At 41.9% G+C, this 18583-nt stretch carries 11 protein-coding genes; 9 read left to right on the forward strand and 2 right to left on the reverse strand.

Annotated elements, in window-relative coordinates; all coding sequences use genetic code 11:
• Window positions 1–29: 29 nt before the first annotated feature.
• From ACP8HI_RS03745 to ACP8HI_RS03770, 6 genes are all read left to right on the forward strand, one after another.
• A complete protein-coding gene (locus ACP8HI_RS03745; RefSeq protein ID WP_438349797.1) occupies window positions 30–839 on the forward strand; it encodes a metallophosphoesterase in 810 nt (269 codons plus the stop codon).
• Between the two features lie 761 nt (window positions 840–1600).
• Entirely contained in the window at window positions 1601–2608 is a 1008-nt protein-coding gene (locus ACP8HI_RS03750; RefSeq protein ID WP_438349798.1) for a LacI family DNA-binding transcriptional regulator, read from the forward strand.
• Between the two features lie 282 nt (window positions 2609–2890).
• A complete protein-coding gene (locus tag ACP8HI_RS03755) occupies window positions 2891–4510 on the forward strand; it encodes a glycoside hydrolase family 13 protein (protein ID WP_438351697.1) in 1620 nt (539 codons plus the stop codon).
• A gap of 47 nt (window positions 4511–4557) precedes the next feature.
• On the forward strand, window positions 4558–6201 hold the full coding sequence (locus tag ACP8HI_RS03760) for an ABC transporter substrate-binding protein (protein WP_438349799.1): 1644 nt from the start codon (window positions 4558–4560) through the stop codon (window positions 6199–6201).
• A 69-nt stretch (window positions 6202–6270) separates the two neighbouring features.
• Window positions 6271–7170: an ABC transporter permease gene (locus ACP8HI_RS03765; protein ID WP_438351698.1), complete on the forward strand. Its 900-nt coding sequence runs from the start codon at window positions 6271–6273 to the stop codon at window positions 7168–7170.
• 11 nt (window positions 7171–7181) lie between these two features.
• Window positions 7182–8063, forward strand: a complete 882-nt coding sequence (locus ACP8HI_RS03770; RefSeq protein ID WP_438349800.1) for a carbohydrate ABC transporter permease — start codon at window positions 7182–7184, stop codon at window positions 8061–8063.
• A gap of 488 nt (window positions 8064–8551) precedes the next feature.
• Here ACP8HI_RS03770 and ACP8HI_RS03775 read toward each other — a convergent pair whose 3' ends face one another.
• Window positions 8552–13093: an S-layer homology domain-containing protein gene (locus ACP8HI_RS03775; RefSeq protein WP_438351699.1), complete on the reverse strand. Its 4542-nt coding sequence runs from the start codon at window positions 13091–13093 to the stop codon at window positions 8552–8554.
• A 299-nt stretch (window positions 13094–13392) separates the two neighbouring features.
• A complete protein-coding gene (locus ACP8HI_RS03780) occupies window positions 13393–14772 on the reverse strand; it encodes a Glu/Leu/Phe/Val family dehydrogenase (protein WP_438349801.1) in 1380 nt (459 codons plus the stop codon).
• Window positions 14773–15074: 302 nt separating this feature from the next.
• On the opposite strand from ACP8HI_RS03780, the gene ACP8HI_RS03785 reads away from it, so the two are divergent.
• Genes ACP8HI_RS03785 through ACP8HI_RS03795 form a run of 3 tightly spaced genes read left to right on the forward strand, consistent with a single transcriptional unit; the run spans window position 15075 to window position 18555 of the window.
• Complete coding sequence (locus ACP8HI_RS03785) at window positions 15075–15980, forward strand: ABC transporter permease (RefSeq protein WP_438349802.1); 906 nt, start codon at window positions 15075–15077, stop codon at window positions 15978–15980.
• 42 nt (window positions 15981–16022) lie between these two features.
• Complete coding sequence (locus tag ACP8HI_RS03790; RefSeq protein ID WP_438349803.1) at window positions 16023–16901, forward strand: carbohydrate ABC transporter permease; 879 nt, start codon at window positions 16023–16025, stop codon at window positions 16899–16901.
• 43 nt (window positions 16902–16944) lie between these two features.
• Entirely contained in the window at window positions 16945–18555 is a 1611-nt protein-coding gene (locus tag ACP8HI_RS03795; RefSeq protein ID WP_438349804.1) for an extracellular solute-binding protein, read from the forward strand.
• Window positions 18556–18583: the final 28 nt, after the last annotated feature.

An 18583-nucleotide genomic window follows, 5' to 3' on the forward strand; every position in this document is an offset into this window, starting at 1 on the left:
TACTGATTGGGTTGTGTACGAACATACTCTTGATCTTAGGAACCGCATTCTATGCAACAGAAATTGAGCCCAAGGCGCTGTCCGTGACTCGAATTGATATTGAGAATAAGTACGTGCAGGAGTCATTCGATGGCATGACGATCATTCAATTCTCGGACACGCATTTAGGTCCCGATTATACAGTTGATCAGCTTCAATCGTTAGTTGATCGGATGAATCTTCTGAAACCGGATATGGTGGTATTTACAGGTGATCTATTCGATAATTACGCGGAATACGGTTCTAAGAATAGAAAGTTAGCCCAAAAGGTATTAACAAAGATAGAAGCTCCCCTCGGTAAATATGCTGTATATGGTAATCATGATAGAGGAGGGGGAGGCAGTCGAGTATATAAGGAATACATGGAGGAAGCGGGATTTATGGTACTCGTGAATGAGGTTCACACCATAATATCTGCTACTGGCGAAAGGTTGAATATAGCAGGGCTTGACGACTTCTTGTTGGGCAAACCAATGATTCAACGTACGCTTCAATCGTTCAGGCCCCAGGATTTCAATCTTCTCCTCGTTCATCAACCAGATGTAGCGGATCGATTCAAGGATTATCCGGTTGACCTACAACTCTCTGGACATAGTCATGGCGGGCAAGTTCGTATTCCTTTCCTGAAACCACTGATTACAACTTCATTAGGAAATAAATATATTGAAGGGCTGTACTCACTTGAAGGAAAGATTAGACCTCTGACGCTTTATGTAAATCGAGGAATCGGGACAACCCGTTTGCCTGTACGATTATTTGTAAGACCCGAATTGACGGTCATTCGATTGTTAAACCAATAGCCACTAATGCACATACGCCCCACAGAGGTCGCCTATAACGTGTACGAAAGTGTACATGTTAGCGCTCCGCGGGGCGTATGCGTGTCTAGATCAGTATTGTTACGCCTGTAATGATTCCGGTGATCATGGATTGAGTGAATGTTGGTATTTGAACTAAATAAAGATATTGTCTGATTTTGTCTATTAGTATATACTCGCTTGTAATGTGGATTGTTGGATGATAATAAAAAAGTTTGCTGTCCGCAACAAAAATAGGAGCTGAAAGCTGGGTATGAAGTGTAAATCATGTGGTGCTTCTGTGACAAGGAATTTCTGTGCAAAGTGTGGGACTCCGACGGGTATAACATCTTTCGTGGAGGTTCGAGTCCTCTTGGCCGCATGATAGATTTAAAGTGGAGAAGCCTTGATGTATAAGGCTTCTTTTCTTTGAGATATTAGAAATCATAAATTTTTGGAGGGCTCCGAGTTGCATTCTTCAGGGATTTCAAAAGTCCATATAATACCCCATGCATCAGTAATCTTAAATTCTGGATTTCATCCATCGAAATATGCAAATAGTGACGGGCAATATATATTAGCTGTCACAAGGCTGAAAATGGAAGGGAGTTACTTTCTGTTAATGATATTAGATTAAGTATGAAATATCATCACAATAACATCTAAAAGATGTCCATGAAACCGTTGACAAATTAGAATGAAGTAATTATACTTCAGTTAATCGTTTACGTAATTATTAAACGTATAGAATGATGAGGGTATTTATGAATATTCCGACAATCAAAGATGTCGCAAAAAATGCTAATGTATCTGTGGCAACAGTATCCCGGGTACTTCATAATCTTTCGGGCTACTCGAATAAAACCAAGCTTAAGGTACTTCAAGCAGTTGAAGATCTTGGATATCACCCCAATGCCATTGCTAGGGGACTTATTAATAAGCGGACGCAAACTATTGGCGTTCTTTTCCCAGATGTCTCCAGCAACTTCTCATCGGAAATTTTGCACGGTATAGAGGAAATTGCCCATGAGAAAGGTTTCAGTGTTATTGTTTGCAATACGGCCGTAGATGGCAAAAGGACAATGAAATATTTACAGGTGCTTCGGGAGAAACAAGTGGACGGAGTTGTATTCACAAGTGAGGTTCTCAAGGATGAATACTATCAGGCGCTTAAAGAAATGGGAGTGCCAGTGGTGCTTGTAAACACTCAATCCCACAAGCATATGATTCCCTACGTGAAGGTTGACGACCGGCAAGCGGCCTATCAGGCAACAGACCATCTCATTCAGAATGGACATCGCGAAATTGCCATGATCGGCGGTACTCCATGGGACCCAGTCGCAGGGATTCCACGTTTGGAGGGTTACCGTCAGGCCCTTGAGGATAATAACATTCAATTCTCCGAGTCCAGAGTCGCTTATGGCGATTTCCATTTAGAAAGTGGACGGGAAGCGATGGAGAAGCTGCTGACAGAAGCTCTACCCTTTACAGCCATATTTGCTGCTAGTGACGAGATGGCTATCGGAGCGATGGGAGTAGCCCTCGAGAAGGGGCTGAAGATTCCCGATGATTTATCCATTATCGGTTATGATGACTTGAGGTTGTCGAGAATGATCTTCCCTCCGTTAACGACGATTCATCAACCGCTTGCTCAAATGGGACGTCTTGCCTCGGAAAAATTGATTGCTTTAATCGAGAATACGGAGGAAGTTTCCAGCAGTATTGTGAGTCATCACCTCGTGGAAAGACAAACAGTTCAGCCAAAGCCTTGAGAAAGGATCTCTTTCTAAAGTTAGAGTAAACGTTTACTCTAACTTTAGAAGACGTAAGGATTAGTAATAACTTCTTCATCTCAACATGAAATTATAATAAGGTCGTGAGAATGCTGGCTTCTAAATTAAGAAGTAAACGTTTACTTTATCGAAAGAGGGTCTTTACATAAAACAAATAATTATCGTTCTTAACAACCGTAGATGAGTAAGATTAATTCCAACTAAAGAGTAAACGTTTACTCTTTAGTTGGGAAATCACATTAAGGAGTTGATTTAGTGAAGATGAAGTGGTGGCAAACTGCGGTGATTTATCAGGTTTACCCACGCAGTTTTCAAGACAGCGACGGCGATGGTATTGGTGATTTAAAAGGTATTATTCAACGATTAGATTATTTGGAGAAATTAGGAATTACGGCTATTTGGCTTAGCCCAGTATTTCAATCACCGAATGATGATAATGGCTATGATATTAGCGATTATCAAGCGATTATGACGGAATTTGGCACGATGGATGATATGGATGAGCTGATTGAACAGGCTGACCAACGAAACATCAAGATTATCATGGATTTGGTTGTCAATCACACTTCAGATGAGCACAAATGGTTTGTTGAATCTCGTAAAAGTAAGGACAATCCTTATCGTGACTATTATGTTTGGCGAGATCCTATAAACGGTGAAGAACCTAATTCGATGAGATCGACGTTTAGTGGTTCTGCTTGGGACTATGACGAAGAGAGTGGTCAATATTTCTTACATCTTTTTAGCAAAAGACAGCCTGATTTAAACTGGGAAAATGAAAAAGTCAGACAAGAAGTATGGGACATGATGAATTTTTGGTTGCATAAAGGTGTTGGCGGGTTTCGGATGGATGTTATTGATTTGGTTGGTAAAATTCCAGATGAGGAAATAACGGGAAATGGTCCAAAATTGCATGATTATTTGCAGGAAATGTACCGGGAGACCATTGGGAAGTATGACGTTTTGACGGTAGGAGAGACCTGGGGAGCAACGCCGGAAATTGCCAAGCTGTATTCCGACCCAAAACGCAATGAGTTATCCATGGTTTTCCAATTCGAACATATTGGTCTGGACCAAGAAAATGGTAAAGAGAAATGGGATCTAAAAGCATTAGAAGTGAATGAGTTAAAACAGGTCCTTAGCAAATGGCAAACCGCTTTAGGCAACGAGGGCTGGAATAGTTTGTTCTGGAACAATCATGATCTTCCAAGAATTGTATCCCGCTGGGGAAATGATTCAACATATCATGCGGAAAGTGCAAAAATGTTTGCCATTTTGCTCCACTTAATGAAAGGAACGCCTTACATCTATCAAGGTGAAGAAATTGGAATGACTAATTACCCCGTCAGTGACATTAGCGAAATTAATGACATTGAAAGTGTAAATATGTACCACGAACGCTTGGCAATTGGTTATGAGAAAAAGGAAATTCTCGCTTCTATTAACGCGAAGGGACGTGATAACGCCCGAACACCAATGCAATGGGAAAATACAGAGAATGCTGGTTTTACAACTGGAAGCCCTTGGTTGCATGTAAATCCTAATTATCGGGGAATCAATGTAAAAGCGAATTTGGCAGATTCTAATTCTATCTTTTTTTGCTATCAGAGATTAATTGAGTTAAGAAAGGAGAATCCAATTGTAGTATGGGGCGACTTTGAGTTAGTGTCGGATGTACCAGAGCAAGTCTTTATGTATTTAAGGAAATATGAAGACGACACTTGGGCAGTTGTGGCAAACTTTGGGGCAGAGGAGACTACTCTGCGACTACCGGATCTCGGACAAATTGACGATGTGATCATCAGCAACTATGAAAGAACATCGGTTAACTTTAATCAACTTACTTTAAATCCTTATGAAGCTTTTGCTGTAAAAGTATAACTTTAGTGAGATTTTTATAATAATTTAATATTTGGAGGGCAATATTCATGAAAAAGTTTTTGCTAACAGTTGTTGGGTTAACGTTGTGTTTAAGTGTTTTCGCAGGATGTACAAAGAGCTCCAACTCTACGGAAACAAAGACAGTGGCAACGACTGAAGAGTTGGAACCTTATGGGAAGTATGCTGAAACCGTTACTTATACCATTGGGAAATCTACGCCTGGTATTCCCAAATTACCTCAAGGTCAGACTTACGAAGATAATGCATACACACGGTACCTAAATGAAACGCTGAATGTTCAAAATAAAAATAAGTTTGAAGCAAAATCAGGGGAAAACTACGATCAGAAAATTTCTATGGCATTGGCATCAAGTGACTTACCAGACATTATGTCCGTAAATGCGGAAACATTGCGTGAATTGGTTGATAATGACATGATTGCAGATCTGACAGAGGTCTATGAATCAAGTGCTTCTGATTATGTGAAAGAAAAATATGATTCTTACGATGGGCGGGCGCTGGAGGCAGCGATATTTGATGGTAAGTTAATGGCTATGCCATCGACATCAAATGCAAATATCCCAACCATGCTTTGGTTGCGTAAAGATTGGGCGGATAAGCTAGGCTTAGCTGAACCTAAGACCGTTGCTGATGTAGAGAAGATTTTAACGGAATTTGTCCAAAAAGATCCCGGTGGTAACGGTAAGGGGAAAACGATCGGCTTGACTCTTGCAAAAACGGTTGGCGGATTATATGGATCATTGTTCCAGGGTGATAATATCTTCGCAACCTATAATTCTTTCCCACGTCAATGGATTGAACAAGATGGTAAGGTAGTTTATGGGTCCATCACTGATGAAACCAAGCAAGGATTAGGTTTACTAGCAGATTGGTACAAAAAAGGCCTGATTGATCCACAGCTTGCTGTGCGCGATAGTATTGAAGCAGTGATTATAAGTGGTGAAGCCGGTGCATTTTTTGGTCCTTGGTGGTCATCCGATTATCCATTGAACGATGCCAAACGTCAAAATAATAATGCCGATTGGCAGCCTTACATTATCTCTAAAGATGGTAGCGATAAGATAATAGCCTATACACAAAACCCTGCTGGTGAATTTTACGTGGTAAGAAAGGGATTCGAACATCCGGAATTACTACCTAAAATAGCTAGTGCACTGAACGACAAGCTAGTTCGTGAAGATCTTAATTATGAGCCAGTTGTTGATTTTACCAAAGGTGGCTTTGATGGTGGGAAACCATTAGGGATCATGATTAACTTTAACGATGCAACGGCACAAATGTATAAGGATCTGAAAGCTACTGTTGATGGTGAAAAAGAAGTTGATACATTAACGCTTGATGATCGGACATCTTACAACAATATTGTAGAGTACTTAAAAGATCCGACAAAAGCAGATGCTAACCAATGGAGTGGTTATACCTCCAGAATGGTGGCCGCCAAATTGATGGCTGAGACGAAAATTGATGAAGTGAATCCCGTATTCTTTGGTCAAACTAAAAGTATGAAGCTGAAATGGACCAACCTAGTTAAGCTGGAAGATGAAACGTTCTTGAAGATCGTGACGGGTCAAGAATCTCTAGATTATTTCGATTCTTTCGTTAATACATGGAATAAAACCGGGGGTAGTGAAATTACCAATGAAATAGCGGAAGCCATTAAAGAAAAATAATACTGAATGGGTACAAAATGATTTTTGTACCCATTTCAGAATTCTTTTGAAAGAGGGTAGCGAGTGAGAATGAAAAAAGGAAAAAAAGCGGTGGGGCAACTGGAATATCATTTAATGATGACACCGGGTATCATTTTTTTGATTGTTTTCAGTTTTGTACCCATGTTTGGGATCCTCATGGCATTCCAAGATTATATTCCGGCCAAAGGTATTTTCGGTTCAGACTGGGTCGGCTTGGATAATTTCAAATACATGATCCAAATCCCGGATAGTATGAAAATTTTAAGGAATACAGTCATTATCGCTCTTGGCAAGATTGTCATGGGAACTATAGTACCAATTATTTTTGCGCTATTGTTAAATGAAATTACATTGAAATGGGCAAAGAAATCTATTCAAACGATTGTTTATTTACCTAACTTCTTATCATGGGCGGTCGTGGCGGCTGTAGTCATTAACATATTTGACTACAATGGGCCTGTGAATCAAATCTTACAGTGGCTTGGGAAAGATCCAATTCTGTTCTTGGCCAGCAACGATTGGTTTAGACAGATTATTGTCGGAACAGATGTATGGAAGGGCTTCGGATATGGCGCGATTGTGTATTTAGCAGCATTAACAGGAATTGACCCAGGTCAATATGAAGCCTCTTCAATTGACGGTGCCAGTCGTTTTAAACAATTACTGCATATTACCCTTCCCGGAATTTTACCAACAATTATGTTGATTACAGCACTTAATCTGGGTAATATTCTGAATGCTGGTTTTGACCAGATTTTTGCCTTATATAACCCGATTGTGTATGAAACCGGGGATGTTATTGATACTTATGTGTACCGTGTTGGTTTGCTCGGACAACAGTACAGCTTTGCAACAGCAGTTGGTTTACTGAAATCGGTGGTATCCCTTACACTGCTTTTATCAGCTAACCAGTTGTCCATTAAACTTGTGAAGATGCGGATATTTTAAAAGGGGAGTATTTGATGAGATCAAGAACGTTTGGAAGTCGGTTTGCCGATGTATGTATCTGGGCAGTCTTACTGCTGTTAACGGCGTTATGTTTTTTTCCATTGCTCAATATGGTGTCAATCTCTTTTAGTGACAAATCTGCGGCCCAAGCGAATCTGGTTGGATTGTTACCCGTTAATTTTAATTTGAATGCTTATCGATTGTTATTGGATGATACACAGTTTTGGCGCTCATTTATGATTTCTGTGGTAAGAGTTGCTTTGGGAACTGCTTTGAACTTGTTATTATCGGTTCTGATGGCTTATCCATTGTCCAAAAATAAGAAGGACTTTGGCGCACGTAATATTTATATGAACATTATGATTTTTGCGATGCTCTTTTCCGGTGGGATGATTCCCATATTCATGGTTGTGAAAAGCATGGGTCTGATTGATTCCATTTGGTCACTTATTTTACCCGGAGCAGTACCGATCTTTAATGTTATCTTGTTGATGAACTTTTTCAGAAGTATTCCGGATGCGCTCGAAGAAGCCGCTGTTGTGGATGGTGCGTCAAAAATAAGGATTCTATTTGGTATTTTCTTGCCTATATCCCTACCAGCGCTGGCAACGATCGGTCTGTTCTCCATGGTAGGGCATTGGAATGATTACTTCAGCGGTTTGCTTTATATGAACAGTTCTTCTAACTATCCTTTGCAAACGTATATTCAGCAATTGACCGTTGACGTTACAAAAATCACTGATCCCTCACAGCTAAAGGCGTTGGCTTCGGTTTCGAACAAAACGCTGAATGCGGCTAAAATAGTAGTCTCGATTATTCCCGTATTATTGGTTTATCCGTTCTTGCAGAAATATTTTGTGTCCGGATTGGTTATCGGTTCTGTCAAAGAATAGACGTGCGATTATACTTATGAATGAATATGGCTGCTATGCTTCTGAAGTAAGAGGGATGGAATCTATTTATGAAAAATATAATGAACCAGCCTAATCTATACCAAATGGTTAGTGGTTTGAATCCTTTTGCTCGCACTCTTTATAGAGACATTTGAATAGTCATTTAATCTAATGGTTGGATGACAACACTCGAATGTGCTATGAACACACTAAACTTTGTTCTTACTAAGACACAGTTTAGTGTGTTTTTAGATCCAATCCGAAATTAGTGCTTGACGGAAGCTTACAGGGTGAAATAGGTGAGATAGACGAACCGAGCGTATGGTCGTTATATCCGCGAAAGATCGTTGCCAGACGTTAATGCGTATACGCCCCACGGCGAGCCTATAACATGGACGAAAGTGTACATGTCAGTGCTCTTACTCTGTGGGGCGTATATGTGTTTTACTCGGTATTCTTACTCTACTAATTTGTAATAATCGTTTTACTTACTTGGTAACGTTGTTTTGTTTCTCAAGGAAGTCTAACATTCTGTTCATTAGTGTGACCAACTCTGCGCGTGTAACGATATGCTTCGGATCGAAGAGGTTCTCTTCACCTGCATCAATGAGACCCGCATTTAGGGCAGCCGCCAAGGAGGGTTGAGCCCAAACTGGAATATCTGTTGCATCCTCGAATGATAGGTTTACATCTGGATTGATCGATAGTTTCAAGCCGCGAACCAGCATAACGATAACTTCTACGCGTGTCATCTGTCTTGTTGGACGGAAGGTGTTATCTTCGTACCCGTTGACTAAGGATTGTTGTGATAGGCTTAATACAAATGGCTTTGCCCAGGCTGGTATGCTATCGTCATCGGCAAACGCTTTTCCTTCCGCCCTAACCTCAAGGTTGAGCGCACGACCGAGCATGACAGCAAACTCAGCGCGAGTTACTTTGTTGTCTGGACGGAATGAGCCATCTTCGTATCCGTTAATATAACCGTGTTCCACGGCTTTAGTGATCTGCGATTGTGCCGGATGTCGTGCGATATCTGAAAAAGTTACCTTCGAAGATCCAGGCTTAGCAGGTGTAGTTGACTCATCAGGCATAACCCGAGTTACAGGGGTAGGTACTGCTGGTATTACCGATGTTCCAGGTCCTTGAGGATGGTTAGGTTCTTCAGGTTCTGGAGTTATGTCGGTAGTATGAGTCACGTTCACTTCGATCGGAACGGATGTGACGGTAACTCCGTCAAGCGTAACCATAACACTGATCTGGGTTCTGCCTAGCTGTGTCGCTGTAATTATGCCATTGCTGTCTACTTCGGCAACAGAGGTTGCGCTGCTTGAATAGACTTTGATAGCGCCATCTAGATCGTGAGTTGTACGATCGCCTTCAAGTAAGCCCTTCAAGGAAAGCGATGTCTGATCACCTACTCGTAGCTGAGAAGTTGCTACAGAAGATTCAACACCTACAAGCTTTAGCAATAGCTCAGGAATTGAGTGTTTGTACAAATTTGGTGTCTCCGGATCGGTGAACATGTAGAAGTTACCGTAGTCATCCTGTGTAAGCTTGCGAACGCCTGAAGCTAGCACAGTAATCTCCTTCGTCACCGCATCTATCTTGAAGAAGTTACCCGCCACAGTGGCATACACGTTGCCATCAGTTCCCGTTTCCATCGATCCATCAATCCAGCGTCCAATTGAATTGGGGAAGGCATTATTGCTATAAATGACTTTCTGAGTTTCGATGTCGAAGATGAATAACGCTCCATTCGCAAGTCCCCATATATTGCCGTCCGGTCCAATATGGATGGCGGTAATCGCTTGTTTACCTGCTACTGGAACAACTTCGAATATTTTCTTCTTATTCACGACATCCCAGATGAACAACTTAGCTTCAGTTGCTGTTGGTGTGCCACCTTGTCCGCCGTGAATGGATGTTCCGCCGTAGAGAAGACCATCCTTATAAGCTAGGGAGAGAATACTTTGATCCGGAATCAGATTTGCATAAATCTCAGGCACTCCGCCTGTTTCGATGTCATATACGGTCAATGCACCGCCTAACATTCCATTCTTGGGTACCGTACCAATGAAGAGTTTATTCAGATCTTCGGCGCCAGCCATTCCGAATGGTCGATCCTGATTGATATCACCGAGCTGAAATAATTTATTCGGATTAAGTTCATTAGAATTTGTGCGATTCCATGGCTTTGACAGATCATACTCATAAATCGAAGCACCAGGATAAATGCCTAGATATAGCTTATTATGAATGGCTATCATACCTTCGCCTTGGGCGACTCCTTCATAGTACATACTCTCACCGGTTGAAGGGGTGTGAACACCAAGATTACCTTGTAGATAACCAGCTGAGTAGATCTTGCCATCTGGACCCTTCGTAATTTCATGGATGTTGACAGGCTCAGCAGGCAATTGAACGTCTGTCAGCTTCATAGCACCTGTCTCTAGATTGTACTTGAACATCTTACCTGAGTTACCAGACAATCCAACAAGACTATAGCCTGGGAAGTCAGCTTCATTCAACTGAATAAATTCATAGGCGATCGCTGCACCTTCGATGGATGCGCCTGTTGTGCGATAGCTATTCGTATCCAGATCGTATTCGTACAATTCACCACCAGTAGCAGCGAAATAAAGCTTATTCGCGATCGGCGATACAGGTGATACTCCGCGAGAGAAGTTGGTGAAGGTAGTGGACTTCACACCAGTATCCGCATTCGTAACCTCGATTAGATCGCCACTCCCTATATCGATAACAAAGGTTTCGTTGGCGTTATTCGCTTCTTTACGAGCAAACAGCCTGCCATCGGCGATGTTCAAATCGTAGACGGACACAATGTTGTCGAACCCATCAGGTAGTAGGTCGCGTTTCGCGCCAGTGGCTAGATCGTATTCTAGCAAGCGTGGAACGTTACCTACGCCCGCATAGATCTTATGCGATTCTTCGTCGTACACGGTAACTCGTGTCCAGCGCTCGCCGCTAGTCTTCGTAGACATCGTTCCATAGTCAGTAAATGCATTCGTATCTGGATTATAAGCATACAGATTAGCAGTCGGATAAGTGCTACCGTACATAATGCCATCCTTACCAGCTGCCATGGGGTAGAGGACGGAATCCTTCGTGGTGAACGGATGACCTAAGTTGACGAGTTGATCTGCTGATGGAATATATCGGTATAATAAACCAAGGTTATATGCCCCCATATAGACGGAGCCGTCACTAGACGTCGTAACCGACCATGCACCAGAAGTTTCTGGTAATGGAAGGCTCTTGAGTACTTGCTCAGTTTCAATATCAATGATTGTAAAGATCGATGGCGCCCCAGCTACAACGGTATAGATGACTTGTCGATCATTGTGATCTAGACCAATAGCACCGCGCATTAAGGTAGCCTTGCGGATTTGTGGGCCAAGGTCTTGACCTACAAGAGTGATGGAGTTATCCGGAAGTAGCACTTCAGGAACAGCATGATCGCCGCGAATCATCTTAATATCATCTACGAAGTAGGAGTAACTTTTGGAATTACTACCCGCGAATAATATCGCCGCATATTGTGCACCATCAGGAACAACGGCGGTTACATACTGATCGAACCACACATCATTCGGGGATGATGTGATATTCCAATTCTGCTTACCCATATAAGTACTATTCGCATCGTAATAGCGTACATACATGTCAGCTGAACCATTCTCAATCCATGTATGAGCGATAGCAGTGTAGGTCGCTCCTGCTTCGACAGGGAGAAGATCACTTATGACGTTGAGATATTTGCCAGGAGTATTCTTAAGGTGGAGACTACTCTCGCCATTATTCTTGCGAGTAGTGGAGATCTCGAATGAATCGGCATCGTTAGGATTAGTCTTGTTCCAACCTGGAATCACGCCCCCATTTGCAGGACTCTCCATATCTCCGTTCGTTATCTGTTTCATTACACTAACCTCATCAATATAGAATTTGAAGGAGTTTTTGGCTCCAGTAATCAAAGAAACTTTGAGCTTCACGCCACCTGGTTGAACGGTGAATGCTTGTTCATGGTAATTCCATGCTTCATGACCGGTAGTGATGGCCTTATAAGTATGGTGATTATTCCCTTCAGCACTTTTAACGATATTACCGTCCTTATCATATACATAGACGTACAATCCTTGCACAGAGCCTACCTCTAGGTAAACTTGCGCGGAGAGAAGGTAGGTCGTATTTTCTTCGACATCGATTAGATTAGATTCAATGTTGATAGCGCTTTGACCTTGATCCTTGGTTAGGTGCGCCTTCAAGCTACCGCTACCCGCAAGTGAATGCTCTAGGCTAACAGTTGGAGTCCCAGATTTGATTGTCCAGTTAGGGATGATCCCGTCAACAACATTGGCTTCAAAACTGGCATTAGCGATGTTATAGACAGGAGGTATTGGCTCAGGATTTCGTTCCGGTACTTCTTCTAGAAGTGCACTAGTGACATGGATGTCATCCCAGAAGCTAGTTCCCTTGCCATTCTTGGCAGTCGCCAAGACGACGGATAATTTGGTAGCCCCTTCGGGTGCTACAGCACCAATGGAAATGGTCTCCCAAGTGTTCTTTGGGGCAGCTTGGAAATCGGGGTTATGAGTTATGGTGGATATGGCTGAAGAACTAGTTTCGTTGTAGAAACGTAGTTGCAACTGCACAGATACGCCGATATAAACAGCGGCAGAAACGGTATATTCGTTCCCAACCACAACCGGGATCTTATCGCTTTCAACACCGAAATTAGCTGAATCATTATCGTAGATCTTTAAGCTATAATTGTCGGTTTTGTACTGTGTTGAATCTACAGAAACGGTTCCAGCCTTTGCAGGACTAAAGATTTGCGTCCAACCCGGAATCACACCGTCAATAACAGCATCTTCAAATCCAGTATTTGTAACCGGTATTGTCGTTGCTTGCGATGCTTCGGCCTGTACGTGTTCCAGTGGAACACCAGGAAAAGTAAGCGCTATCAAAACACAGCAAAGGGCAACAATTAAAACCTTTCTTCCCAATCTCACTAACAATGAGCATACCTCCTTTTAATCACGATATGAATAATGGTCAATACATATACGTGTATATTACATGTATACACAACGTTAACCGAATCGTCAATACTAAATTTTATTGAAAGTGTTTGAGCAGAAGATTATGACTGCTCAAACACTTTTTATTAAAATATAAGAAAGTATAAGTTTCACTTGATACTATATCCCTTATATTTCCGCTGAAACGGATCCCTTAAAGTGATACGATGTATCGCTAGCATCGGAAGCATAAGCTTTTTGAAAAAGGACGGCATAGCCGTATCTACTTGTTAGAATAACTTGCCTTGTATATATAGATTAGTTGACAGCTTCATAATGGCGTGATTATAACAAGTTTGTCTGAGTGATCTGCCTGTTCCAAGATAGGACGGATAAACAGCATTCATGGTTGCTTTCATCTTGTTAAGCAACTGCTTAATCACTTCATCTTCGCTATAATATTGCGTCTCACGACCTTGTAGCCATTCAAAGTAAGAGACGATTACCCCGCCAGCATTAGCTAGAATATCAGGAATGATAACGGCGCCTTTCCCAAGTAATATTTCATCAGCTTCACCTGTTATTGGAGCATTTGCTCCTTCAACGATGATTCGAGAGCGAATCTGGTCCACATTATCCAGTCTAATCTGATCCTCTAGCGCGGCTAATACGAGTACATCAACATCTAAATATAGAATGGCTTCACGGTCTAGTATCTCAGCCTGAATCCCTGCAGCATTGACCTGTTCAAGGGTAGAGGGAAGATCACCTAAATTAGTTGCTGTGTATTGGACGAGGGCAGGAATATTTAATCCCGCCGAGTTGTAGAGCGTAACATTGCGGTCACTGACAGCAACCACTTTATTGTTTATATATTCACAATGATAAGCCTCTGTAGCAAGTACCGATCCCACATTGCCGAAACCCTGTACAGCCATAGTTAACGGTCTATTCCAGTAAGTTAAAGCTGTTGCTGCATATGGACATTCGGAACTGATTAATATTTGCTGATTCTCTATCAAATAATCGTGTAACAAGTATCGGAGTGTATAATAAACTCCTTTGCCAGTTGCCTCCTTACGACCGAGCGAACCGCCATTAAGTACGCTCTTTCCTGTAAAACTTCCTAGATACGGTTTGCCATAGTGAATACTCTTATATTCACTCATCATCCAATCCATCTCACGAGAACCCGTTCCCACATCAGGAGCAGGAATATCCTTGTCTGGACCCAAAATATCAGTGAAGTATTGGACGTACTTCGCACAGATCCGGTAGAGCTCTCTGGTCGAATACTCCCGAGGATTGATGGCGACCCCACCTTTTCCACCACCGAACGGCACCTCATGAAGCGCATTCTTTAGTGTCATTAGAGCAGCAAGGTTGATAATTTCTTCTTCATTCACCGATTCATGAAAGCGAATACCGCCTTTGTAGGGCCCAAGTGTATCATTATGCTGCATACGAAAGGCAGGAATACGTACAACCTCTCCATTCTCTCGAGCGATCCTTAGATAGGATTTATGAATATGATTCGGTGTGGATAGAATTGCTGTCAGTGAGCGAAAGGCTTTAGTCCGTGCTTCATCTTGTAGTTCAGGTAAGAAACTGTTCTCTCCAAGTAAGCTCTGTAAGGATCGTTCAATGATATCTGTTGTTTGTTTAGCCATAACTGTGATCACCCCTGCTTTTTTTTGACTGTTCTTTAAAATAATGATGAAGTTCTATCCTCTTCATTTCGCTAAGATATGACCCCCCCATATTTATCACATTACAGAAGAATTGATGTGTATACGTGTATATTACATGTATACATCTGAATGGCTCTCTCGTCAATAATGAATTCACTGCTGGACTTAGAAGCGTGATATTCTCAAAAATATGGCGCAGATTGAAATTAAGTTATTGACAGAAATTATTGTTTTGGTTTAACTTAATATACAGGTTATATACAGGTGTGTGAGGAGGGGTAATGTTGACTAAAGTTTTTAATCGAATAAAAAGAGAGCGCTTTATTTATTTGTTATTGCTACCAGGACTCTTATATTTCATTATCTATCGATATCTTCCGATGGCAGGGTTAATTATTGCTTTTCAGGACTATAACCCCTTCGTAGGAATCTGGAAGAGCGAATGGGTAGGGTTGAAGCATTTCGCGCGTATGTTTGAAAGTCGTGAAGTGATCCAGGTGCTCATCAATACATTGGAAATCTCGGTATTGCAAATTTTCGTAGCATTCCCAGTGTCCATTCTACTGGCGTTAATGCTCAATGGATTGCGTAACGAAATGTATAAGAAACTAATTCAATCGATGGTATATCTGCCTCACTTCTTGTCTTGGGTTGTTGTCGTTGGGATATTCGTCGTATTCATGCGTGGAGAAGGGCTGATTAACTCAATCTTAGCAGAAATGGGAATTTCAGCGATTCCATTCCTAACCGAACCAGGATTCTTCAAACCTATTATTGTTCTTCAAACGATCTGGAAGGAAGCCGGTTGGGGAACAATCATCTTCCTAGCTGCTTTATCTGGTGTTAATCCTTCATTATATGAAGCGGCGGTTATTGATGGTGCTTCACGCTTACGACAGCTATGGCATGTGACACTACCATCCATTCGCGGTGTTATCGTCATTCTATTCATCCTACGTTTAGGCAGTGTTCTTGATTCCGGGTTTGAGCAAATCTTCTTAATGCTCAATCCATTCAATATGGATGTGGGTAACGTATTAGATACCTTTGTCTACTATAAGGGAATTCAACAAGGGAATATCAGCTTTGCAACGTCAGTGGGGATGTTTAAGGGACTTATCGGGCTTATTCTTGTTATAAGCGCTGACAAATTGGCGAAACGACTTGGTGAAGATGGATTATATTGATGATTTAACAGATTTCAGACTAGGAAGAAGGCGAATGAATTTATGAACTCAAGGTCATATATGGAAAAAATATGGGATAACATCAATGTCATTGTTTTAGCCATTATTGCTGGAATGATGCTACTTCCATTCATACACATCTTTGCTGTATCCTTCTCCTCGCTGGAGGATGTGTTACAGAAGGAATTTATCCTATGGCCTACACACTGGGCGATAGATTCCTATACGGCGATCTTCTCATCGAAGCAATTTGTTAACTCCATCGGGGTTACGATCTACATTACGGTGGTAGGTAGCATCATTAGCTTGGTCCTAACAACGTCGATGGCTTATGCATTAACTCGCAATGCTATGGGGCAACGAGTAATCTTGCTTATGGTTATATTCACTATCCTATTTAATGCGGGTATGATTCCAGTGTACTTGGTTGTTAAATCGACGGGGCTTATGAATACGCTCTGGGCATTAGTCATTCCAGGTGCAATTAGTTCATTCAACCTGATTGTCATCAGACAATTCTTTCTTAGTATCCCGACTGAACTTAGTGAGGCCGCTTTGATCGATGGAGCGAATGAGATAAGAACATTCTGGTCGATTGTACTTCCCTTATCGAAGCCTGCTTTAGCCACATTCGCTTTGTTCTACGCAGTAGGTCATTGGAACAAGTACTTCGAGGGGATTCTGTATTTAAATAATCCAGCGAAATGGCCAATCCAAGTTGTCTTACGGCAAATGGTCATCATGAATGAAACGACATCGATGTTAGGTGCAGATGTCATGATGCAGCTAGAGAATCAACCACCTCCTGTGACGATACAGATGGCCGCAATTCTAGTAGCGACATTGCCTATTCTAGTGCTGTATCCATTCTTGCAAAAGCACTTCACTAAGGGGGTGATGATTGGTTCGGTAAAGGGTTAAAGTTAATGATGCATCACAATAAATGTCGGAGGGGATCAATGAAATGAGGTATACAAAACTGACCATGTTGGTAGTTGTATTACTGTTAGTATTCATGACTGCTTGTTCATCCAATACTGGTAATAAAGAAGCAACAAATACGAACACGCCAGCTAATACGGATACACCAGCAACACCAGAGGCAGAGAAAGTGGAAGAAACCTTTAAGATTACTGGTGCAACGTATATCTTTGGTAACCCACCTCCATCAGAAGGTCGTGGTCAACAGATGTTGAACGAAAAGTTCAATGTGGATTATTTCGCAGAGAAGATCCCTAATGAAAACTTCATTGAAAAAATTACGGCGATGGTCGCTGGCGGTAATATGCCAGATCAAATCAGCTTCCGTTCCGCGAACATCGAACTGTTCAATCGTTGGGCGAAGCAACAAGCATTCCTGCCTCTTAATGATTATATCCAGGAATTCGACTACTTGAAGGAAATCCCTGAAGAACTGTGGCTACCGTTCACAGTTGACGGTAAGATCTACGGTATTCCAACGTGGTCTCCAGTAGAGTCCCAATCGTTCATGGTGCGTAAAGATTGGTTGGATAAATTAGGTCTGCCAGTGCCTACAAGTTATGAAGAGCTGAAAGAAGTAGCTATCGCATTCACGAAGAACGATCCTGATGGTAATACGAAGAATGATACTTACGGTCTGGCTATTGGCCAAGATATTAACCCTTCATTCTCTATGGGACCTTACTGGCAGAATGATACGTGGTATCACAAGGATGCGAGTGGGAATTTCATTCCTGGTCTGATTTCGGAAGGACGTAAGGATCTGATCCAATTCTTCGCCGATCTATATAAAGAAAAGGCGCTCACTAGTGACTTTGCTGTTGTGAACTGGGCGGATACCAATAATGAATTCTATTCCGGTAAAGCAGGCGTGTTCCTGATGGCGGTTCGTGGGATGTCCCAGGATTACATGACTGCACTGCTTAACATTGATCCATCTGCTGAGTTTGTTGTTCTTGAGCCGTTCGCAGCACCAGATGGTTCGAAAGGCTTCACAGCAGGTACGGGTTACTCCAGATTCTTGTCGCTAAATGCTAAGCTAGCTGATAGCCCAGATAAGGTTCGCAAGATGCTTGAGATCCATGGATTCTCACGTCAATATTACCAAGCTTCCACAGTTACTTCAGCTAATGAAGATTTCGATTGGTACTATGGTAATGAAGGTACCGGCTACAAGTTGGATGAGAACGGTGTTCGCGTTGCCTTAACTGAAGCAGGCAGTGGTACTGAGCCATTCTTGTACTTCGTTGATAGCACGGCTTGGGTGACCGCTGAAGACGATGCTGAATTCCCGCTGGCATATACAGAGCCTAAATTAGTAGAAGCTACGCAGCAATTAGTAGATATCAACAAGGCTAATAAGTTGTATTATCCACCTCATGTAGGGATTATCTCTGCTTCGGAAACAGAGTTTGGAGCTGAACTGTCTACATTCTTAATGAATGAGCAGACCAAAATGATTACAGGTAATCGTCCTATTGCTGATTGGGACGCGATGGTTCAAGAGTACTTGGGCCGTGGCGGTTCGAAGATCATTGATGAATACAATGCAGAGATTAAGACACGTGGTTATTCAGATCATGTTTGGAAATAAACGATAGCGATACAGAGAATATGCTGAG

Origin of the sequence: Paenibacillus sp. FA6, from assembly GCF_051550225.1 — a bacterium.
Taxonomy (GTDB): domain Bacteria; phylum Bacillota; class Bacilli; order Paenibacillales; family Paenibacillaceae; genus Paenibacillus_AQ.